14 protein-coding genes are annotated in these 21,351 nt (G+C 54.2%); 7 read left to right on the top strand and 7 right to left on the bottom strand.

Features of this window, described 5'->3' with window-relative positions:
- Window positions 1–365 precede the first annotated feature (365 nt).
- Window positions 366–1,160, bottom strand: coding sequence for a sulfate transporter CysZ (gene cysZ, locus MXE39_RS04285; RefSeq protein ID WP_246977480.1), 795 nt, complete (start codon window positions 1,158–1,160; stop codon window positions 366–368).
- 784 nt (window positions 1,161–1,944) lie between these two features.
- On the opposite strand from cysZ, the gene MXE39_RS04280 reads away from it, so the two are divergent.
- From MXE39_RS04280 to MXE39_RS04270, 3 genes are all read left to right on the top strand, one after another.
- Complete coding sequence (locus MXE39_RS04280; RefSeq protein ID WP_246977482.1) at window positions 1,945–2,919, top strand: cell division protein ZipA C-terminal FtsZ-binding domain-containing protein; 975 nt, start codon at window positions 1,945–1,947, stop codon at window positions 2,917–2,919.
- Between the two features lie 380 nt (window positions 2,920–3,299).
- Window positions 3,300–5,471, top strand: coding sequence for an NAD-dependent DNA ligase LigA (gene ligA, locus MXE39_RS04275; RefSeq protein WP_246977535.1), 2,172 nt, complete (start codon window positions 3,300–3,302; stop codon window positions 5,469–5,471).
- Between the two features lie 253 nt (window positions 5,472–5,724).
- The gene (locus MXE39_RS04270; RefSeq protein ID WP_246977484.1) at window positions 5,725–6,744 is read left to right on the top strand and encodes a LysR family transcriptional regulator; all 1,020 of its coding nucleotides are present in this window, start codon (window positions 5,725–5,727) and stop codon (window positions 6,742–6,744) included.
- Window positions 6,745–6,919: 175 nt separating this feature from the next.
- On the opposite strand, the gene MXE39_RS04265 is transcribed toward MXE39_RS04270, so the two are convergent.
- The 3 genes from MXE39_RS04265 to rnhA form a co-directional block, all read right to left on the bottom strand.
- A complete protein-coding gene (locus tag MXE39_RS04265) occupies window positions 6,920–7,312 on the bottom strand; it encodes a hypothetical protein (RefSeq protein ID WP_246977485.1) in 393 nt (130 codons plus the stop codon).
- Window positions 7,313–7,702: 390 nt separating this feature from the next.
- The gene (locus tag MXE39_RS04260) at window positions 7,703–8,854 is read right to left on the bottom strand and encodes a lytic transglycosylase domain-containing protein (RefSeq protein ID WP_246977486.1); all 1,152 of its coding nucleotides are present in this window, start codon (window positions 8,852–8,854) and stop codon (window positions 7,703–7,705) included.
- 785 nt (window positions 8,855–9,639) lie between these two features.
- Window positions 9,640–10,104 (bottom strand): ribonuclease HI, encoded by a 465-nt coding sequence (gene rnhA / locus MXE39_RS04255; protein ID WP_246977487.1) that lies wholly within the window; start codon window positions 10,102–10,104, stop codon window positions 9,640–9,642.
- 1,352 nt (window positions 10,105–11,456) lie between these two features.
- On the opposite strand from rnhA, the gene dnaQ reads away from it, so the two are divergent.
- The 3 genes from dnaQ (at window position 11,457) to MXE39_RS04240 (ending at window position 14,928) form a co-directional block, all read left to right on the top strand.
- The gene (dnaQ, locus tag MXE39_RS04250; protein WP_246977488.1) at window positions 11,457–12,383 is read left to right on the top strand and encodes a DNA polymerase III subunit epsilon; all 927 of its coding nucleotides are present in this window, start codon (window positions 11,457–11,459) and stop codon (window positions 12,381–12,383) included.
- Between the two features lie 188 nt (window positions 12,384–12,571).
- Window positions 12,572–13,165: a D-sedoheptulose 7-phosphate isomerase gene (gene gmhA, locus MXE39_RS04245; protein WP_246977489.1), complete on the top strand. Its 594-nt coding sequence runs from the start codon at window positions 12,572–12,574 to the stop codon at window positions 13,163–13,165.
- A gap of 494 nt (window positions 13,166–13,659) precedes the next feature.
- Complete coding sequence (locus tag MXE39_RS04240) at window positions 13,660–14,928, top strand: sugar ABC transporter substrate-binding protein (protein ID WP_246977490.1); 1,269 nt, start codon at window positions 13,660–13,662, stop codon at window positions 14,926–14,928.
- A gap of 379 nt (window positions 14,929–15,307) precedes the next feature.
- Here MXE39_RS04240 and MXE39_RS04235 read toward each other — a convergent pair whose 3' ends face one another.
- From MXE39_RS04235 to purM, 3 genes are all read right to left on the bottom strand, one after another.
- Window positions 15,308–16,492: a hypothetical protein gene (locus MXE39_RS04235; RefSeq protein ID WP_246977491.1), complete on the bottom strand. Its 1,185-nt coding sequence runs from the start codon at window positions 16,490–16,492 to the stop codon at window positions 15,308–15,310.
- A gap of 403 nt (window positions 16,493–16,895) precedes the next feature.
- On the bottom strand, window positions 16,896–17,360 hold the full coding sequence (locus MXE39_RS04230; RefSeq protein ID WP_246977492.1) for a hypothetical protein: 465 nt from the start codon (window positions 17,358–17,360) through the stop codon (window positions 16,896–16,898).
- A gap of 442 nt (window positions 17,361–17,802) precedes the next feature.
- On the bottom strand, window positions 17,803–18,855 hold the full coding sequence (purM, locus tag MXE39_RS04225) for a phosphoribosylformylglycinamidine cyclo-ligase (protein WP_246977493.1): 1,053 nt from the start codon (window positions 18,853–18,855) through the stop codon (window positions 17,803–17,805).
- A 690-nt stretch (window positions 18,856–19,545) separates the two neighbouring features.
- On the opposite strand from purM, the gene MXE39_RS04220 reads away from it, so the two are divergent.
- Window positions 19,546–21,210, top strand: a complete 1,665-nt coding sequence (locus MXE39_RS04220) for a DUF2066 domain-containing protein (protein WP_246977494.1) — start codon at window positions 19,546–19,548, stop codon at window positions 21,208–21,210.
- Window positions 21,211–21,351: the final 141 nt, after the last annotated feature.

Genomic DNA, 21,351 nt, shown 5'->3' with positions numbered 1-21,351 from the left:
CTGAATACGCCATAAGGGGCGTATAAACGGGCTGAAGATAGTTAGACCATATTACTTGAGACAGGGGCAGTTAGCCATATCAGTACGCCCAAATTTGAGCTGACCTGCACTATGCCACTAAGCACAGGCTCTCTGTCATCTTGCAGGGCAGTCTAATCACTCTCAGCCCACAGGGCCACTGGGCCACAGCCGTCGCCGGGCCCGATCAGGCCAGCAGTCCCGACCGGTCAGACGGGACATGTAGCCGTGGCTGTAGCTGTACCCGTGGTCGTGGCTGTAGCCGTGGCTGTGGCTGTAGCTGTACCCGTGGTCGTGGCTGTAGCCGTGGCTGTGGCTGTGGTTGTGGTCGTGGCTGCGGTCAGCGCTTAGCGACCGGTGTTATCCATGGCGGCATCGAGGGTGAAGCGACTCTGGATATCCACATAGTAGCGGGTACCGGCGCAAACGGCTGCTGGTGGAATCAGCAGGTTGAGGAATGGAATGGTCATGGCAAGGGAAATGATGGCCCCGAGGAAGAAGGTGGTCATACGCTGCTGAGCCAGCTCCTTGCGCATCTGAGCAAAAGGAATCTTGTGATTGTCGTAGGCATAGTCCACGTACTGGACGCACATCATCCATGCTGCCAGCAGGAACCAGCAGATTGGGGCAATGATGTTGAGTACAGGGACAAAGGAAATGATCAGGCATACCAGCACACGTGGCAGATAAAAGCCCAGCTTTTGTAATTCGCGCTTGATAATACGTGGTACATCCTTGACTATTGCGCCAAGGCCCTCATCAGCACCGGCAGCAAATGGAGCACCGCGAATTACGCCTTCGGCCTTTTCAGCCAGCATGCCGTAGAAAGGTGAGGCAATAATGGTAGCCACAGTAGAGAAGATATAAACAAAGATAAAGCCCATGGTGGCAGCAAGGAGCACCCATAACAGATAGCTCAGGAAGCTCAGCCACTGAGGAAGCATGCCCAGATACTCCTGGAGCACAGAGTGAATCATCTGTACGGCAAAGTAGCCACCGGCCATGAGGACAATAAAATTGATGATGATAGGAATAATTACAAAGAGACGGCACTCTTTGGAAAGAGCCAGCTTCATGCCCGAACCAAGGTAGCTCACTACTGAAAAAGGATTAATTTCCTGATTGGCTCTGTCTTTAATCATAAAAGTCCCCTGTTTGTTGTGCCCTTAATGACACTGCTGGAGGTGGGAAAAGCCCGGCTCCATGCTGATACAGCACTGCAGCGTCTGTCATGGTTTCATGGCCTGTGCCGCCCTGGTTTCCGGGTAAAGATATTGTAACTGTGAATGATAGCCTGAATTATTAAGCTCTGACTTAGGCATACGGCTTTGCAATTCACAAAATGACCTTTTTTCAGGACAACCTCTCCATCTGCATCAGCCGCCAGGACCAGCCTGTCTCCTGCCATTCACCATGCCTGCAGGACCAGCGTGTCTCCTGCCATTCACGCTGCCTGCAGCGCCCGCACATATGCACCTGCGTAGACACTGTGCCCTGTCATCGCGATAAATGGGCGACTCCACGAGCTTTTTCCCAGTACAGCTGCCTGCACATTGAGCATGAGATCGTGGACAGAGGTTCTGCCCGGCTGTCTGACATGTGCCGCCTGGCAGGTCACAGTGATGCGCATCCTGCTCAGGCATAATCATAATGCATCTGACGCATCAAAGGGCGGCCGCATGGGCCTGAGCGGCAATTATGACTAATTCTATCCTAAGTAAGATTCCTTAATTTTCAGTATAATTGTGGGTTAACCCGCGCTGAACGTCATGTTCTGAGCAGGATCCTTATTCATCTGCGAACGTGTGACCTCAGATATTCAGTCACTGCAGCTGAAAACTGTATGCAATGAATCCTGACCGGCGTGGCATGTCAGGTTATTTATATGCCTGTCATTGAGAGCCAGATTTTACCCAGGGGTGTTTAATGTCCTCCTTTACCGAACCCAGTTCCATTGTTTTAATTGTTGGTGCAGTCTGCATTTTCATCTTTATTATTCATGGTCTGTGGTTTTCCGGAAAGCCTCAGAACCGCAAGCTCAAAAAGGATAATCAGCGCGATCAGGAGCTGAGCAAGTCCAGCAATGTGGGCAAGGTACGTATTGTTTCCACCACAGTTGAAGATAGCGCAGGTGATAGTGAGGTCGACCTCAACATTGGCAAAATCAACAAGAGCAGTGCTGCTCCGGCTCAGAGCAGCAATGTGCGCCATATGTCTTTACCTGAGGGCTTTGACGACGGCTACCGTACCCTGGAAAATGCCGCATCCATCAGCGTCAATCAAAAGAGCCGTGCTCCGGCCAGTGCTGATGAGCTTGCTTTCAACCAGATGAACCGCAACCAGCTGCCACAGGGCGGCAACAGCAGTAACTGGAGCATGCAGGCTCAGGGTCAGGCTCAGAGCAGCTATGGAGCCCAGGGACACAATGCCTTTGGTCAGCAAAACCAGCAGCAGGCCTCAAGAGCCCCGCTTTCTGTTTATGAACTTATAGTCTCAGCCGGCCCTGACCGCGTCTTTTCTGGCAATGACATTGAGGCTATCTGCAATCAGTACGGCTTCATTCAGGGCTTCATCAAGGACAATCTCAAGATCTACTTTGTTTACGAGAATGCAGCTACCAAGGAAAATGAAGTTTTCCGTATCTGCTCCATGGAGGCTCCTTACTACTTCCCTGAGAACATGCAGGATTACAAGACCTCCGCTATTGCTCTTTACATGAGTCTGCCTGAAAGAGGCAAAGCCTTTGCCTACTTCAAGGCTCTGCGCATGGCTACCGAAATCTTCATCTCCCAGCTGGGCGGACAGATTCAGGATCAGCACCGCAATCCACTCAATGCTGAGCAGCTTGATGCCATTGCGGCCGAACTGCAGAACTACGACAGCGGCATTCACAACAACTGATTACAGGCGGCTGCCGCGCTGTCTTACAGAAAAAAGCACTGCCCTGATGGCAGTGCTTTTTTCATATGTAAACGGCAGGGCCGGCCTTGCGGCCCGGCCCTGCCCCTTTGCTGTCATGGCGACAAGCTGCGCCACAACGACAAGCCACGCTACGGCCGGGCAGCCGGCCGGGCAGCCGGCTGGCAGCACAGCTGCCGCAGGGCTGTGATGCTGTGCATTTGCGGATAATCATATTCATCAGACAGTATGCCCCCCATTCGGGCACTTGAGTTTGCAGCTGCAAACATATAGCCTTAGTGCATTGAGTCAGGCCCTGTGAGGCTTAATATTTTCAGATTAGAGGGACAGACATGACCGACCTTTTATCAGTCATTGAAAATATGCCGGAAGATACCAGCCGCGAGCATTACCGCAAGCTTATTGATCAGCTCAACCGCTATGCCCGTGCCTATTACTATCTGGACAGCCCGGAAGTACCTGATGCCGAATATGACCGCCTCTATCACGAGCTTGAGGCCATTGAGAACGCAACAGGCTATAAGGATCCTGATGCCCCTACCCGCCGTGTAGGTGATGCCGTATCCAATGACTTTGCCCCTGTGGCTCACCGCATACGTCTGATGAGTCTGCGCGATATCTTCAATGACAACGAGCTCAGTGACTTCAATGATCGCATGTTTGAAGCTGAGGGCCATGAGGTCGAGTATTGCTGCGAGCCCAAGCTTGACGGCCTTGCTGTCAGCCTTATTTACGAAAAGGGCGTTCTGGTAAGAGCGGCCACCCGTGGCGACGGCTCCACAGGTGAGGACATTACAGCCAATGTAAAAACCATTAAGAGCATCCCTCTGACCCTGCATCTGGCAAGTCAGACCGGCAGTGCCAAAGCTGCTGTCGATACTGCCTTCCAGGCGGAGCGTATCCCTGATTACCTTGATGTTCGTGGTGAGGTCATCATGCCACGCGACGGCTTTGCCCGCTGGAATGAAAATGCCCGCGCCAACGGCCAGAAGCCATTTGCCAATCCGCGCAATGCCGCTGCCGGCTCTCTGCGTCAGCAGGACTCCCGCATTACCGCTACCCGCCCTCTGGATTTCTACGCCTACTACATAGGTGAGTGCATTATCGATGCTGACAGCAGCGCTGAAAATGCTGTTGAGGGCACATCCTCAGGACTGCCTGATACCCAGTTTGGACGTCTGCAGTACCTAAAGAGCCTGGGACTGCCAGTAAATGAACTGGTCGAGGTATTAAACGGTATTGAAGGCCTGCGCACTTTCTATGAGAAAACAGGCAAAACCCGCCCTGATCTCAACTACGATATTGACGGCGTAGTACTCAAGATCAATGACATTGCAACTCAGATTGAATTTGGCGCCACCTCCAAGGCCCCACGCTGGGCTGTTGCCTACAAATTCCCTCCTGAAGAAGAAATGACCCGACTGCTGGCCGTGGACTTCCAGGTAGGACGCACCGGTGCCATTACTCCTGTTGCCCGTCTCCAGCCTGTCTATGTAGGCGGTACCACCATTTCCAACTGCACCCTGCATAACGAAGAGGAAATTCGCCGTCTTGATATCAAGGTAGGTGACATGGTCATTGTGCGCCGCGCCGGTGACGTTATTCCTCAGATTGCAGGCGTGGTCAAGGACAGACGTGAAGGGGCCGAGCTCTCTGAGGTTGTCTTCCCTGCATCCTGTCCTGAATGCGGTTCTGCACTTGAGCGTGTTGGTGATGAGGCCGTATGGCGCTGCACCGGCGGTCTGTTCTGTCCCAAGCAGCTCAGTCAGGCAATTGAGCACTTTGCCGAGCGCGAGGCCATGGATATTGATGGTCTGGGCGGCCGCATTGTTGAGGGCATGATCAATCAGGGCATGATCAAAAATGTAGCTGATCTCTATGTTCTTGATGAAGAAACGCTTTCCAAAATGACCATCGAGACTCCGGCTACTGACACTGAGCCAGCAAAGCAGCGTCTGCTGGGCAAGGCTACTGCCAAACGTATCGTGACTAACATTCAGGAGTCACGCAAGCGTCCATTAAACCGCTTTGTTTATGCTCTGGGCATTCGTGAGGTAGGCAGCTCCACAGCCAGACTGCTGGCCTCCTACTTCCGTACTGTCCAGGAACTGATGCAGGCTACCCCTGAGCAGCTTACTGCCATTCCTAACATTGGCAATGTTGCAGCCCGCCACATCATCGACTTCTTTGCCGAAGAGCACAACCGTACTGTCATTGACCGTCTGCTCAATGAAGCTGCCCTTGAACTTCAAGAGTGCCCTCAGGTCAGCGAAATGAATACCGATGATCTGCCATATGCCGGTAAGACCTTTGTACTCACCGGTACTCTTGAGAAGCTCAAGCGCAATGAAGCCAAGGAGCTGCTGGAAAAACTTGGTGCCAGGGTATCAGGATCAGTGTCAAAGAAAGTGTTTGCCGTAGTAGCCGGTGAAGCCGCCGGTTCCAAGCTCACCAAGGCCAATGAGCTGGGTGTGACCGTCTACTCTGAGGACGATCTCATCGCACTGCTGGCTGAGCACGGCATTACTGTTTAATCTGCTGCCCACAGCTCTCCTGGTGCCGCACGGAGCCTGCAGCGAGCCTCCAGCAGGCATGCTGCAGCCATGCGGCCCCGGTGAGCCATGGGAACTGTACCTTATTTTTCCTGCCCTGCTGGCACCGCTGAAGCTTGCAAGGCCAGAGCTGCTGCAAAGCAGCATGTGCCATTGAGCTGTCACTGCAGGCGCAAGCATGGCCATGGTCAGCCTGAAAACAGGCCGGACCTGAACATGCCCATACTGGTCAATCATGCAATTTCATCAGTTACGCTATTTCATTTCTCTGGTAGACAGGCACAGCTTTACTGAGGCGGCCCGGGAATGCTTTATTACCCAGTCAGCTCTGTCCCAGCAGATTAAAAATCTGGAGCAGGAGCTTGAAGTGGTTCTGGTAACCAGAAAGGGACGACACTTCAGCGTAACCCCTGCAGGCATGCTTCTGTACGAGCGTGCCGTAAAGCTTACTGCCCAGGTGGAAAGCCTTGCCGGACAGGTACAGCGCGTCCACCGCAACTCAGGCTCCACCTTACGCCTTGGTCTGCTCTCCTCCATGGACTGCTCTGACCTGCCCGAGCGCCTCATGGAGCAGGTAACCAACCGTACCGGCTTTGAACTGTCGCTGCAGTACGGCAGTCATGATGAGCTCTATGAGCTTTTTGGCTCAGGCGCTCTCAATGCCTTTATCTCATGGGAAAGCCGCCTCAATGCTTCAGACTCCTTTACCAAGGCCCGTCTGTTTGCAGCTAAAACCTATGTGGAAATTCCCCGCAGCATTGAAATGCCTTCCCGTCCGGGCAGCAAGCTCAAGGTAGAGGCCGTCCGGCTCGGCGATTTTAAAATCGCCATGGTCTGCGATGAGGAACATCTGCCTGACGAGCAGTATGCAGTGAGCAACATGCTGGGCATAGACCTCAACTCATGCATCAGCGTACCGTCAGTGCATGAGGGCCGCCGTATCATTCAGCAGCATGGCCGATGCGCCATGATTGTCGATCGCAGTCTGATGCGAGGTGATGCCAGCACCTATCACAAGGTGCACCGCTATGAAATAGTAAGCGAGGGCAAGGCCATCAAACGGCCTCTGTGCTGCTATGCCCGCCGCAACCTCAACCCTGAGGATCTCAATGAGCTGTGCACCATTGTCATGGAGCTGGCTCAAAAGCGCGCCACCGGCGAAGATCTGCGTCCAGAAATCATTTCTGTCGACAGCCAGAACCAGGCAAACACCACAGCAAGGCCCGACTTCAGCCGCCGCCAGTTCCCAATCTGACCCGCCCAGCTGCCCCGCGCCTTACATGGCCGCAAAAAAGCCCGCAACTGAACCTCAGCTGCGGGCTTTTGTGTTTGTACATCAAGGCCGGGCCTGCATCGGCTGCGGCCAGGGCCAGAATCTCATCATTGCAAACCCGGGACTGGTCCGGCACGGACCGGCCCCGGCGGCGCGTTCAGCCCCTGAGAGCCTGCACGAAATCACGGGGCAGAACAATATTGTCCACCTCAAGGGCGCGCGCAAAGAGCGGGGCTATCTGACTCACGGCAAAGCCGGCAATGCCGCATCCAATACGGGTGACCAGAAAGCACAGATCAGGATGAGCACGGGCATAGTCGATAAACTCATCGACATAAGGGGCAATGGCCTCAGGGCCGCCATGCATGGTAGGTATGGCATAGCACTGACCCTGCATGCCCACACCCTGCCCCATTACGGCGCCAAACTTCCTGCAGGCAATGTATGCAGCTCCCCCACCGTGCATGCCATGCAGATTGGAGCCAAAAACAAATATCTCGCCCGTAGCCAGCTCCGAAATCATATCAGGTGTGTACTCATAACGCTTCATATTAATCCCCCTTATCCCATCCCATCCCATCCCAATTCCTGACCGCCCTGACTTCAGACGTACAGGCCAGCCGCCGCAGGCATCTGCGCTGCACAGCTGCACCGGGCTGCCGCCTGGTGAAGGCCGCCAGATCCATGCAGCTGGTGCAGCGCGGCGGCGCTGCGGACCGGAACGGTCCGGATGGCTGTCAGAAACGGTTCTGTCTGGCAGGTTGAAAAAAGGTCCGGAGGCTGAAGCCCACGGACCTTTTTAAAGTATCAGAAAATTTAAAGATTGCTGTAATTGTGGAGATATCAGTGATACCAGCGCCGGTTGCTAAATCGGCACTGTGGTGATACCCGCGCCGGTTGCTAAATCAGCACTGTGGTGCTGTCAGCGCTGATTGCGATATCAGTTGACATTGCTGCCCTTGGCGTGGTCAACATTGACACTGGTCAGCTCATAACCAGGAGAGGAGATGAAGACCTTGTGACCAATAGCCTTTTCAAACTGCCAGGCATTTTCTGATGGAACCAGCAGACCGTGGTTCTTGGAGCTGATAAGTGAGTCGGTTAAATATCCGGCATTGAGGTGCTTTAAGACCTTGATGTCGACACCTGACATGCGGGCAGCTTCAGTCATGCTGGCTACGCGGCCGGCAACCTGAACGCGTCTGAAAGCTACGCGGTTATCGACGGCTGGGTGCTCTACACCAAACTTCTCAGGATTCTGGAGAATTGCAGCATAGGCCTTAAAACGCTTTAAGTAGGTACGGCCGCCTTTAGTGAGCTTGATGTTTTCGGCAGTAATGTTCTTAACACCATTGGCCTTGGCACGACGAATCAGCTTCTTTACGCCAAACTCGCCCTGATTGTAGGCCACCAGGGCCAGATCCCAGTTATTGCCCAGCTGCCTGTACAGGTGCTCAAGGTAGGTCAGGGAGGCCCGGGTTGAGGCTACGAAATCATAGAACTCATCATACTTGTCATTAACGGAAAGACCGAAGCTCTTACCGGTACGACGGGTAAACTGCCATGGACCATGGGCATTGGCATGTGAACGGGCACGGTTCTTAAAGCCGCTCTCTACCAGAGGTACGGCAGCCAGTTCAGCAGGCAGGTTACGGGCCTTGAGCTCGGAGAGCAGGTAGTGCATGAAAACCTTGCCACGTCCCATGTGAGATTCAAAGGAGCGGGCCAGAATGCGGGCTTCCTTGCGCTCGGCATCATTGAGATTAATCTTCATGGTGAAACGGCTGCTGTCAAAAAGATCGCTCTTCCACAGGGAGCCGTATTCCTTTGAGGAATTGTAGTAAGGATCTTCAAGTACCACAGCAGCAGTCATGTCTGCGCTCTTGCTGTGTTCAGACTTGTTGTCGGAGCTCTTTTCAGATGATGAGCTGTCAGAATTGTGGTCTGCAGATCCGGACATGCTCTGGACATCCGGTGTTTTTTCGACCATGGTCTCTACGGCTGCATTGTTATTACGATCGCTGGAGCAGCCAGAAATGATGAGTAAAGAAAATAAGGAGCTTAATAAGACGGTAAAACTCTTATGAATCATTCCACTTCGCCTGGCATAAATGCCAATTGTTAAACACGCAGAAGGCGCTCAAAACCGAAGATACTGAAGACGTATTACATCCATTGATGCACTGACGCATGCAGAACTGGTCCCCGGCCGGCAAGAGCAACAGAACTCATTGCCGTGAGGCCTGGCGGTCAGCTGCACTTTCCAGAAATGATCAGCCCGCACCGGGCTGCAAGTTTCACCTTTCTGAAGCAGCGGCTAACGCACTGTCGTGCCCGTCACCTGTACGCAGTGAACGTACAGACCAGCCCTGCAGCACAGGGCAGACAGCGCACAACGCAAAAGGCTTGTAAACACGATTTGCGGTGAACAGGCGATTAACGCAAGGCATCAGTTCCTGTTCTCAGCTGGAAGATATTGTGATCTTACTCAAGCTTTTGAACATAAATCGGAAAAATTTTCCGACAGTCGGAAACTTTTACCTGACACTTAACTCTAAAAGTACAGGACTTCTGGAAATAAAACTGACCAGTGCTCCGTAAGCTGCTTGACGATGTCGGCAAAACAGATGACACAGCATTACCGGAGCTATGCATTCAAACCATTTGTGTGATAATTATGCAGCCGCAAAGGCGCATACAAATGGCTAATTGTCCAGAAAAACTCTCTCAATCTCGACAGGCCTCATGGCCAGGTCAGATTCATATAAGGGCAAGCGTTCTGCCTGCCTCATTTCCCTTGTTACCCTTCCTGAGAATGACTCGACAACTGAGCCTACCTGCGCCAGCTGTCAGCACTGTCATGCCCCTTGCCCGTTGCTAAGGCCGGGAATCATCCTTCTGTAATGCCCTTTTGTTTCTGGAAGCTGCACTGCGGGCCAGCTCGTCGCAGCGCTCGTTTTCGCTGTGACCGCTGTGTCCCTTTACCCAGTGCCACGTGATTTCATGCTCCGCGCTTAAAGAGTCAAGCTGCTTCCACAGATCAGCGTTTTTAACTGCCTCACCTGTTCTGGTAATCCAGCCATTTCTCTTCCATCCCCTGATCCATGACTCAATGCCGTTTTTGACGTACATGCTGTCAGTGGTCATATGGATGTGGCAGCGCTCTACAAGAATCTGCAGGGCAGCAATAACGGCCATTAATTCCATACGGTTGTTAGTCGTATTGACATAGCCGTTTGACAGTTCCTTGATGTGCTCCCTGTATTTCAGGACTGCACCATATCCACCCGGGCCGGGATTGCCCAGACAGGAACCGTCGGTATAAATGTAGATTTCCTTCATCTCAAACGCCGTATTTGTGGTAACTGTAAGTCTGTGCCTGCAGCATGAGACCTGCGAGCAGGAACAGCAAGGTACAGCGCAACAGCGTCTTTGACAAGACCTGAAGGTGCCTTAACATCCTGTGCTGAGCCCTCATTGCCGCAGCTGTTGCCACATCAGTGATGGACTTTGGCCAGACGATGCTAAAAGCACACACATTATAACAATTAAGCAATGCAGCTCACGCCGTAACACATTTACAATGCTTACAAATATGCAACTATGAATCTTGCTTAATGGCACGTAAATATCGCATTTTTGTAAGGCCAGGCACTTGTATATCAGTAATATCTATACAAGATACATAATCCCCGTTCTGACGGCGACCTAGGGCTGCCATGTCGGCACAGAGACATGATTTTATGCGCAATCTGAGGACAAAACACCCCCAAACGATAAATCTTCGTCATAAATCTCCCGGCAAAAAGAGCGTATTTACGGGATTTTTGATTTACCCACTGCACCAGGCAGGTCACCTGGAGCCCCTTTTATCCCCTCTCTGGTATACAAGAGTGAATATGGATAAGCGGCGGTTCTATGCAGCCTGACTTAAACACCTTAATTTATAAACTTACTTAACTAATACCCGCAAAAGCAAAACATATAGATATTTGCGGATCTTTATTTCACAGGCAAAACATGAAAAGCTGATAAACAGGCCATTTGTCTCATGCAAAAGTCACTTTTTCGCATAAATTTGATAAATTTTCTTTAACCTGGCCATGTCAGCATACAAGTTCACCCCCTTTTACCCTCATATACAGCCGTATTGAATGTAATTTTTGCAAAACCAGGCAAACAGACCACCCGAACAGCCCAATCCGCCCCACACTGCACTCAAAGCTCCCCTGCTACGCAGCCAGCCGGGCACGCGCCCCATGCATGCAGACCGCACGGCCCCAGAGCAGCTGCCCACGCTCCCCCTGCCACCAGAGCACACACATGCAGCCTTCCACATAAAGCCCCCTGAGCGCACGGGCGCCGGACCCGGCCCAGCACAGCCATGGCCTCAGTGGCCATGCCTTGTATGGCAAAGACCGCCGGTCAGGTCAGGCCGGGCAGTACAGGGCCTGCCCCCGCCTGACCATGCCCATGCCTGCCACATCCCTGCCGGGATGGAGAGTTGCAAAAATGGCGGAGGGGGCCCGGTATTTTTCACAATATCCCTGCAATGGGTTAATATTTGTGCATTGATTGCTGAGGCGGCAGTACGCTCCGCCCCTTATACCTGCTGACAAGTCATCAGCTGAGTGTCATAAGGGGCCAGTGGGATACGCTTCAGGGAACTTGGACCTTATTTTCAGGAAAGGCAGATGTTAAGACAGGTAGCACTGGATACCGAAACTACAGGCAAGTCTGATGACGGCACTCCAGGCGATCACAGAATTATTGAAATTGGCTGTGTGGAAATCATAGACCGCCGCATTACCGGTCGCGAACTGCAGGTCTACATCAATCCTGAAAGACCGGTAGATGAGGGCGCTACCAGGGTTCACGGCATGACCTGGGATGACCTCAAGGACAAGCCGCTGTTTCGTGATATTGCCCCTGAGCTTATCGACTTTATCCGTGGCTCGGAGCTGCTCATTCACAATGCCAAGTTCGATACCTCCTTCCTGGATCGCGAATTTGCCCTGATGGGACTGAATGAGACCACAGCCTCCATGGCCTCGGTTACCGATACTGTGGCTCTGGCCCTGCGCCTGCACCGTGGTATTCAGGTAAATCTTGATAACCTCTGTAACAAATTTGGCGTCAGCAACAAGCACCGTGTTCAGCACGGCGCTCTGCTGGACGCCCAGCTTCTGGCTGAGGTTTATCTGGCCATGACCGGTGGCCAGACAGGCTTTAATCTGGCCATGGAAAGCAATGCCATGGAGGGATCACGCTGGCGCCGTCCTGAGGGCTTTTGCTTCAAGGTCATGCCTGTTGAGGTCTCACGTCATGCCGTACATGTCGATACCATGATTGACCTTGCTCAGGGCTGTAAAACAGCCGTGGTTAACGAGCAGCAGATGGCTGGCAGCAACTGGAGCCGTGAATACGACATGCCTTATCTGGAAAAGGGTAAGGAAGAGAGCAAGGGCGATTACAAAAAGCGCCTCAAGGAGCAAAAGAGCGAGATTATCTCCCGCCTGCTCTCACAGGCTGAGCTTGATGCCCTGGCCCGCGCCAAAGAGGTTGACGGCGCTGCCTATAAGGAATGGGAAGACCGTGTAATGGGCCGTACCCCTGTTTAACTCAGGCACCGCTCACCGACAGTCCCGGCCAGGGCCCATCGGCCCTGCGTGCCGACCAGGCCTGCCGACCTGGCCCCTGCCGGCCGGTCCTGCAGCAGGCGGCCCGGGGGCTGCCTGAGTGCAGTGCTCTGTCCGGGCCGGTTCTTGCTCTGCCGGACCTGTTTATGATTAGTGATTGAGGATGTTCTATGGATAAGCTTTCTTTTAACGTCATGGATGATCTCAAAGAGTCCCAGGCTGTGCTCTCAGGCTTCATCGAAGCCCCTGATACCAGAGAGCTTATTGAAAAGGGCATTGAGATGATGGTTGAATCCATACGTGCAGGCGGCAAAATCATCAGCGCCGGCAATGGCGGCAGCATGTGCGATGCCATGCACTTTGCCGAGGAGCTCACCGGACGTTATCGCCTCAACCGCCCGGCCCTGCCAGCCATTTCCATTTGCGACCCCTGCCATATCACCTGTGTGGGCAATGACTACGGTTTTGATTATGTCTTCTCACGCTTTCTTGAGGGTGCCGGCTTTAAAAATGACGTTTTCCTTGGTATTTCCACCTCAGGAAACTCCAGAAACATTATTGAAGCCTGCCGCGTCTGCCGTGAAAAAGGCATTAAGAGCATCTGCCTGCTGGGCAAGGATGGCGGACAGCTCAAGGATCTGTGTGACCTTGCGATCATAGTCCCTCACGATGGCTATGCTGACCGCATGCAGGAAATCCACACCATGATTATCCATATCTTCATCAGGGGCATGGAAAACCTGCTCACTGACAGGCGCTCCTGAGTTCACGCCACACGACACTCGATGCACGGCGCCTGATGCACGCCGGGCCTTACAGACCGCTGGCGTCCCCCAGTCAATTAACCACAAGCCCCGACCCGGCAAAAGCTGAGTCGGGGCCTGCTGCATCTGAACCTGCCCACGACAGGCAGGCTGCAGGCTTTAACACAGAACGCTTGACGCAGCGCCCTGCGCTCCGGCGTGTATGGCACCGGAGGCGGCGCACTGCAAGGCACAGGCACGCAGCGTGCCTGTTACCGGGTGCGTGCACACTGGTTACGTACCGGGCCGCAGTGCTTACTAGTGAAAACGATTGCTAAAATGAGACATCAATCTCATTATGTGATTAGCACAGTCCTGTGCAGGCACGCCCCCTGTCAATTTGTCCTATAATTTCACAGTGTCCTTGTCCCTGCCGTCGCTGCTGGCCGCTCCAGAGGAAGCTGGCTGCTCAGACTGAGGTCAGGACAGTGTGAATTGTCATTGAGGATTGAGTTATGAGATTAAAGTCTGTTATTGCTGCCCTGATCGGCTCAGGTGTTATCGTGGCTTCTTCAGCCATGGCTGCTCAGACCCAGATCAAGGTCTGGTGCTGGGATGACCACTTCAATGTACCGGCTGCCCGCATGGCTGCCGAGCGCTATGAAGCAAAGCACCCTGATGTCAAGGTCAAGGTTGAGTCCATCGGTCAGCCAGACATCATTCAGAAACTCAATGCCTCCCTTGGTGCCAAGAACACCCGCACTCTGCCAGATGTAGTGCTGATGGAAGACTATCGTGTTCAGAACTTCCTTATCGGATATGACGGCTTTATGAAGCCACTTGACGGCAAGGTTGATGTCTCCAACTTCGTAGACTACAAGACTGCCGCTTCAAGCTATGATGGCAAGCACTATGGCGTACCATTTGACTCAGGTGTAACTGCCACTTTCCTGCGTATCGACCTCTTTGAGAAGGCCGGCTACAAGCTTGAGGATCTTCAGGACATTACCTGGGACAAACTCATTGAAATGGGCAAGAAGGTAAAGGAAAAGACCGGAACCTACCTGTTTGCCTATGACCCTAGCGATCTCGGCATTGTCCGTGTCATGATGCAGTCAGCAGGCTCCTGGTACACCACTCCTGATGGCAAGAAGGTAAATCTTGAGAACAATGCCGCTTTCCGCGAGGCTCTGACCATTCTCAAGAAGATGCAGGATGAGGATCTGGTTACCTACTACAACGGCTGGAACCAGCTGCTGGCCACTTTCCAGCAGGGCGCTGTATCCACTGTTATTCAGGGCTGCTGGATTACCCCTTCCATCGAGGCCAGCAAGGATCAGGCTGGCAAGTGGCGTGTTGCCCCTCTGCCAAAGCTCAGCACTGTGGAAAATGCAACCCACTACTCCAATCTGGGCGGTTCCCAGTGGTATGTTAACAGCTACTCCAAGAAAGCCGACATTGCCATGGACTTCTTAAAGGAAACCATGGCCGGTAACGAGGAGCTGCTCAATGATCTGGTACCACGCATTTCCCTGGTAAATGCCCTCAAGGACACCTCAAAGATCACCAATTACGACAAGGCCAATGAATTCTTTGGCGGCCAGAAGATCTACAACATGTTCGCCGAATGGAACAATCAAATTCCTGCCGTAAACTATGGCCCTCACACCTATGCCATTGAGTCTATCTGCACCGAGGCCCTCCAGCGCGTCCTGGGTGGCGATGACATCGATGCCGTACTCAAGGATGCCCAGGTAAACGCAGAAATGCAGATTGGCCTGTAATTATCCGCCCTGCGCCAGGTTCATTCAGGCACCTTGCCCCTGGCGGCTGCAGCTGCAGCCGCTCATGAGCCGCCACGGGGCCAGCCAGGTCGCATAAAACGCACTCAGGGCGCACAGGGCAAAGACGGCTGCGGGCTTGCAGCCCGCGCCCTTTAACGAAAAAGACCAGTACTTCCCTGGGGAGGTACTGGTCTTTTTCTTTGTCAGCTGTGCATGAGCAGTAACATTGCGTCATGACCGTGCATGCGCCGACCGCCGGACCGGACATAGGCCATCAGGGCATGCAGGTTTTTTAATAAGCCCTGTTCCCCTTATATATTCATTAACCACAATACATCATTATTGTCGGCACCAGGCTGTTAAAAACTTTTGACCTCTGTTACTGGCTGCTCTTTTTGCCTTTCCTGATTACCAGCTCAACACCGCCGCCGCCAAGGCGCACTTCCTCATAGCCTTTGAATACGGCAATTACCAGCGTAAAACCAATGGCAGAGATGGCTGCAATGGCTGCTGCGGTCAGGGCGGCACCCAGCGTTCCCATGGCGGTACCGGCTGCTCCCAGGGTAACACCACCGGTAAATGGCGCAAAGAGCGCCGCACCGCTTAAACCAAGAGCCAGCAAATTAAGAGATCCGGCGCCTATGGATCGCAGTCCCTTAAATGCAGTACGCAGCTTGCGGGCAAGCTCACCTTTTACCAGAATACGCTCAGCACCGCTGCGCCTGGCCTCATCAAGCTCCTCAGGGGTATAGACCACCACGGGATAAAAGACAGTATTTACCTCACTGCCCTGTTCCCTGGCGCTCTCGCCTGCTGCCACAGCATCCGATGCTGCAGCAGTCACAGCCCCGGCTCCGGCCATGGCAGCAGATCCGTCACCGGCCATGGCTGCTGCCACTGCAGCTGCCCCATCACTGCCATTTTCAACTCGCTGCAGCAAATCACTGGCAACAAGCTCAGTTTTCCTGGCCGGGGTCTTGATGGTCAGCAGCAGCTCATCTGAGTCATCAGCGTCCTCTGTCTCGTCAAAGTCATCTGCCTCTGGCGCAGCTGCTGTGGCCATGGCAGCTTCAGCAGGCGTGGCTGCAGAGGCCGCTGCGACAGCTGCAGCTGCTGCTGCCATGGCTTTGCGCCTGCGGTACTCATCGCTGTCCATAAAGACGGTATTAAGACGCATGTGGGCACTGGCAGCCGCTGAAAGCTCAGGCTCTGCAGCTTCAGCAACTGAATTTTCCCCGGTTGCCTGACGCTCAGTGAGCAGGCCATTAAGACGCTCACGGGCAATCCTGCCCGAGCCGTACGACACAGCAGCTGCGGCTGCGCCTGCAGCTGCAGCAGCGCCAGCTGCCCCGTCGGCTCCGGTACCAGCTTCCCGGGCACCGTCCTCTGCAGCTGCGCCTGCGGCAGGAACTGAGTCCTCAGGGGACAGGCCACTGTCCTGATGGCCCCAAAGGCCTCTCAGGCGGTCACGGGCTGTTGATGCAGTTGCGACCTCCTGAGGCTGCGCTGCAGTCTTGTCACTTTCCTTGGGCTCAGAGCCTTTACGCCAGCGGGAAATCTTCACTTAACACGCTCCCCAGATATCTGTGCTGTCAAAACATAAACCACACTTCATAATATGCCCCCAAGCTTATCACTTTCCTGGCATTAAATGCCGTAAATTAGCTCATGGTCATTTAATATGTCCACATGCAGCCGCCCCGGCCAGGGTTGTGCCTGGTACGCCCAAGCCTGCATGCCGCGCTGCGAGCATGGCGCGCTGCGACCACGCCGCGCAATGAGACGGATAAATGGCAGGCATGCAGGCTGGGCGCTGCTGAGCAAATAAAAACCCCGCATCAGGCCGTGGTGCCATGAGCGGGGAGGGGCCTTGCGCATGAAGATAAGAGCAGGGCGCGGTATGAGACTTGATATGTGGACAGCTGGTGGCAGCCGGGCACTGGTTGGGCGCGCTGCCGCATGGAGCGTCAGATACGCTCGTCTGATGACTGCTTTTTGCTGTCGGCTTTTTCCCTGTTCAGATTGCGACGGCGCACCGGCATATCATCAGCAGACTCTGAGCTTTCACTGATGGAACGCAGGCGCAGGGTCTGAGCAGCCGGGTCAAATTTAACAGGCTGGTAGAGCCTGCGGATACGGTTAATCATGCGTACGGAAATATTGGCAAAGCTCAGATAAATAAGGGGCAGACTGAACAGAGCCAGCAGACCGGCGCAGACCACTGAACCAGGGAGCATCAGGGCCGGATAGTAGATGGAGGCAAAAAGGCAGATAAAAAGCAGAATAAGGCTGACACTAAGGCGCTTGAAGCTCTTGCAGCCATAGTAAACACCTGAGGCCAGAGAGCCCTGAACAATGATTTCCGGCTCCTCTTCATAAACGGCCATTATCAGCTCGGTACCATTGGTAACCTGTCTGGCGCTGTATGACATACCCCTTCTTCTCCTTGTAGCTGCTGCAGCGGCACCTGCACTCCATGGTCAGGCATCTGCAGCTTACTGTGCGCCCTTACCGCACTGTCCCTGATATTTCTGCATGTGAAAATAATGCTAACCCCATTATACACGGCGCCGCGACCGGGGAAATCAGGACTGATCAAGCCTGGGCAGGCTGCCCGCCCATGGCCGGCCCCGGCAATGGACCAGCAATGGACCAGAGCATGGTCTGGAGCAGGGCACTGCGCAGCACCGGAGCTGCCCGGCGCTGTCTGTGCCCTCATTGCAGGCGCGGCCATGGACGCGTGGGTCAGGATGGCCGTGCGCTCATGGGCAGCGGGCTGTTCCTGCCAGGCTGCGGCCATGAAAAAAGGCACAGAGACTGAGCCCTGTGCCTTTTTTCATTAAGCCCTGCATTGGGCAAGGCGGCGCTGGATTATTAGTCCTGCATGTTGAGAATGGTTACCTGAGCGGCATCAGCAGCTGGGCGCTTCTCGATGGAGCCGGCAATCCAGGCCTTCTCGCCTGCAGCGGTCAGAATCTCAACAGCCTTCTGGGCGTCAGCGGCATCCAGAGCGACAAACATGCCTACGCCGCAGTTGAAGGTGCGGTACATTTCGTAGGTTGATACATTGCCTTTGGTCTTGAGGAACTCAAAGATCTCCGGCCACTGCCAGGTAGCCGCATCAATGGTGGCTACGGCATCTTCAGGCAGCACGCGTGGGATATTCTCCCAGAAGCCGCCACCGGTGATGTGGGCCATGGCGTGAACATCAACCTTGCTGATGAGCTCAAGCAGCGGCTTGACGAAAATGCGGGTAGGCTCCATTACGGCATCAGCAACGGTCTTGCCTGATGGCAGGGTATCCTGCTCAGGGTTAACACCGGCATGCTTGAAGATGTGACGGATCAGGGAGTAGCCATTGGAATGAGGGCCGCTGGAGGCGATGGCAACGAGGGTGTCACCGGCCTTGACTTTGGAGCCGTCAATAATCCTGGAAGCCTCAACCACACCAACACTGAAGCCGGCCAGATCGTAATCACCGGTCTCGTACATGCCAGGCATTTCAGCAGTCTCACCGCCTACCAGGGCACAGCCGGCCATTTCACAGCCTTTGGCAATGCCGGTAACTACGGAAGCAGCTACGTCAACATCGAGCTTGCCGGTTGCATAGTAGTCGAGGAATAACAGAGGCTCAGCGCCCTGTACGATTAAGTCGTTTACGCACATGGCAACCAGATCCTGGCCCACGGTGTTGTGACGCTTGAGATCAATGGCCAGACGCAGCTTGGTGCCAACACCATCAGTGCCGGAAACCAGAACAGGCTCTTTGTAACCCTTAGGAATACGGGTTAAGGCGCCAAAACCACCCAGACCGCCGATAACCTCAGGGCGGGAAGTGCGCTTGACAGGGCCCTTGATACGCTCAACTAACTCTTCACCGGCATCGATATCAACACCAGCGTCTTTGTAGGTTAAATTGGTAGCCATGTATTATTGCCTCAGTATGCAACGTGAAAAAATGAATGGCCAATTATACAGCAAAAGCATCGATTCTTGAGAAAAAGCGGCAAAGTTATCGGCTTTTTAACCCTTTATGACTGCATTTCTGCCACCTTGGAGCCATGCCCACGGTCACAGCTGACAACCCCCGGGTGTCAGGTCCACGGTCACAGCTGACAGCCCCCTGGTGTCAGGACCACGGTCACAGCTGACAGCCCCCTGGTGTCAGGACCACGGTCACAGCTGACAGCCCCCGGGCGTCGGCCATCCGGCACCTGAGATTGCACGTGGGCCGTTTTGGGCCTGTCGTTATGGGAGTGACAGCTGCAGGGCGAGCATGTGCTTTTTTGGAGCAGCGCAGGGCCGGGCGCGCCTGTTTACTGACAGCTGCGGGCTTTGTATTCCTGCCCTTTCCTGTGCCTGTGCTATGATGCAATGCATTATCATGAGCCTGCAGTGGGGGTTCGGGCAAACTGGCATGTTTCCGGCATGCCCTGTCAGATGCACTGTCGAAACCTGCTGTTATGGAGCGCAGCATGCTCATGCATGCATTCATGCATGCAGGCGCAGCTGCCCCGTACATCACAGGCCCCAGGGTCCTGGCCAGAGTGCTGGCTCAGGTGCTCAGGTGCTCAGGCGCCGGTGGATGTGTCTTACTGCCTGCAGCGGGCAGTCTTTTTGACCATTACAGTTTCAATCATGCTCATGGAGCACAGGATTTCTGCAAAGGACGCAAACATGCTTAATCACAGGCTATCGCTTCTGGCCGCTTCGCTGGCTATGGTGCTGGGTTCATCCTCTGCCATGGCCGCCCAGGAAAATACCGCACCGGCCGCTCCTGCAGCAGCTGAACTGCGCGCCGCTCCGGCCCGCCCTGCTGCTCCAGCTGCTGCTGCCCCGGCAGGCGCCGTTGCCAAGGCTGCTGCAACTGCACCGGCTGCACGTGCAGGTGGTGTCGCTGCTCCTGCAGCACGTGCCGGTGGCCCGGCTGCCAGCGTCGTGGGCGCTTTTTCCCCTGAGAAAATCAGTGCCGGTGCTGCCGCTGCCGTAGGTGCTCCAGCACCTAAGCGTCCTGCCTTTACCTTTGAAAACCAGAGCTCAGGTAACAAGCGCCTTGATCTGGGCGGTCATCACGGTCTTGGCACCGGTGAGGGCACCACCATTGGTGTGCTCGACGGTAATGCCGAGCGCGTGCAGGAGGTGAGCGTGCCTGTACTGACCACCTTTGACAATGCTGTCATGGACGGCTTTAAGAGCCTTGAAAGCGGCATTACCCTGGGCCTTGGCAAAAGCTCCAAACTGACCATCAATGATGTGGCCCCGGCTCTGCGCAGCTTTACCTCTGATGCCGATGGCAATCTGGTCCTGCGCTTTTCCATTCCCATGGCTGAAAGCATTCTCAAAAAGGAAGGTGCCTCCTCCTGGAAGGGCCTGTCCAATCCTGTGCTGGTGTGGATGGCCGGTCTTGACGGCAGCGCCAATATGAGCCTGGTGTCCGGTCAGAATCTGACCAGCTTTGCCCAGTCCATCATGGCTGCCACCTCAGATTACAAATACCGTCTTATCTTCCCTATTCTTGATCTGCAGGAAATAAAGGACATCAAGGTGGCCACTGTGCTTGATCAGGACATTGAGGCTCTGACCAGAGCCTCTGAGCGTTACGGTGCGGATTATTTCATTGCCGGCTCCTTTACCTCAGTGCCAGAGGAGAGCAATGTTACTTTCAAGTGGAATCTGTACAACCGTGACGGCCAGCCGGTCTCAAGCTCATCGGTAACCGGTCTTATGGATGAGGTTTCCTCTCTGGGCGCCGGTGATATTGCCCGTGCTCTTATGACCTGGCAGGCAAATCAGGATCAGATGATGACTCCTGCTGCCATGAAGGCCAGCAATGTTGATATCGATATGCTCGGCCCTGGCGAGGGCTTTGTGCGCATGAGCATCAGCAATGTCAAATCCCTGCAGGACGTCCAGTCTGTGCGCCAGATTATGGTGTCCTACGGCTTTGACGGCGATATCCGCATTATCGGCTTTGACAACGGTCAGCTGGTACTTGAGGTTTCCACCAATTCCAAGGCCGAAAATCTTGCGGCCACCATGCGTCATGCCGGCGAGTTCCAGTACCTGTCCCCATGGAACTTCAGCTTTGTGGAGAATGCCTACATCCGCCCGGCCATGATTGAGCGTATCGGTCCTGCCAGCAAGAACCGTCCTGACTCACGTATCAACCCTGCCAACGTGGCTCCGGCCCATGTGGTCAAAATTCGTGATGCCCGTGACGTAGGTCAGGGCAACGGCCTGCCAAACCGCAACGCCCCTGCCATTCAGGGCGCCGCCCTCTAGGGCCGGTGCTGCTCAATGCTCCGGCTTAGAGCTCAGGGCAGCATTATCCGCTCTGTAAATACAAAAGCCCCGTAAGCTGATGCTCACGGGGCTTTTGTGTCTGTGGGCGCAGTGCCTGAGCCATAGCTGCAGGCAGCGCCA

The organism is Anaerobiospirillum sp. NML120511 (assembly GCF_023050955.1).
Lineage (GTDB): Bacteria > Pseudomonadota > Gammaproteobacteria > Enterobacterales > Succinivibrionaceae > Anaerobiospirillum.
The sequence above is the reverse complement of the archived record's forward strand: the minus strand, read 5'-3'. Positions and strand labels throughout refer to the sequence as shown.

Coding starts and splice junctions, on each gene's coding strand:
- cysZ (WP_246977480.1), bottom strand. CDS start 1,160: ATGATTAAAGACAGAGCCAATCAGGAAATTAATCCTTTTTCAGTAGTG.
- MXE39_RS04230 (WP_246977492.1), bottom strand. CDS start 17,360: ATGTCATACAGCGCCAGACAGGTTACCAATGGTACCGAGCTGATAATG.
- MXE39_RS04270 (WP_246977484.1), top strand. CDS start 5,725: ATGCAATTTCATCAGTTACGCTATTTCATTTCTCTGGTAGACAGGCAC.
- MXE39_RS04280 (WP_246977482.1), top strand. CDS start 1,945: ATGTCCTCCTTTACCGAACCCAGTTCCATTGTTTTAATTGTTGGTGCA.
- dnaQ (WP_246977488.1), top strand. CDS start 11,457: ATGTTAAGACAGGTAGCACTGGATACCGAAACTACAGGCAAGTCTGAT.
- MXE39_RS04260 (WP_246977486.1), bottom strand. CDS start 8,854: ATGATTCATAAGAGTTTTACCGTCTTATTAAGCTCCTTATTTTCTTTA.
- MXE39_RS04240 (WP_246977490.1), top strand. CDS start 13,660: ATGAGATTAAAGTCTGTTATTGCTGCCCTGATCGGCTCAGGTGTTATC.
- ligA (WP_246977535.1), top strand. CDS start 3,300: ATGCCGGAAGATACCAGCCGCGAGCATTACCGCAAGCTTATTGATCAG.
- MXE39_RS04265 (WP_246977485.1), bottom strand. CDS start 7,312: ATGAAGCGTTATGAGTACACACCTGATATGATTTCGGAGCTGGCTACG.
- gmhA (WP_246977489.1), top strand. CDS start 12,572: ATGGATAAGCTTTCTTTTAACGTCATGGATGATCTCAAAGAGTCCCAG.
- rnhA (WP_246977487.1), bottom strand. CDS start 10,104: ATGAAGGAAATCTACATTTATACCGACGGTTCCTGTCTGGGCAATCCC.
- purM (WP_246977493.1), bottom strand. CDS start 18,855: ATGGCTACCAATTTAACCTACAAAGACGCTGGTGTTGATATCGATGCC.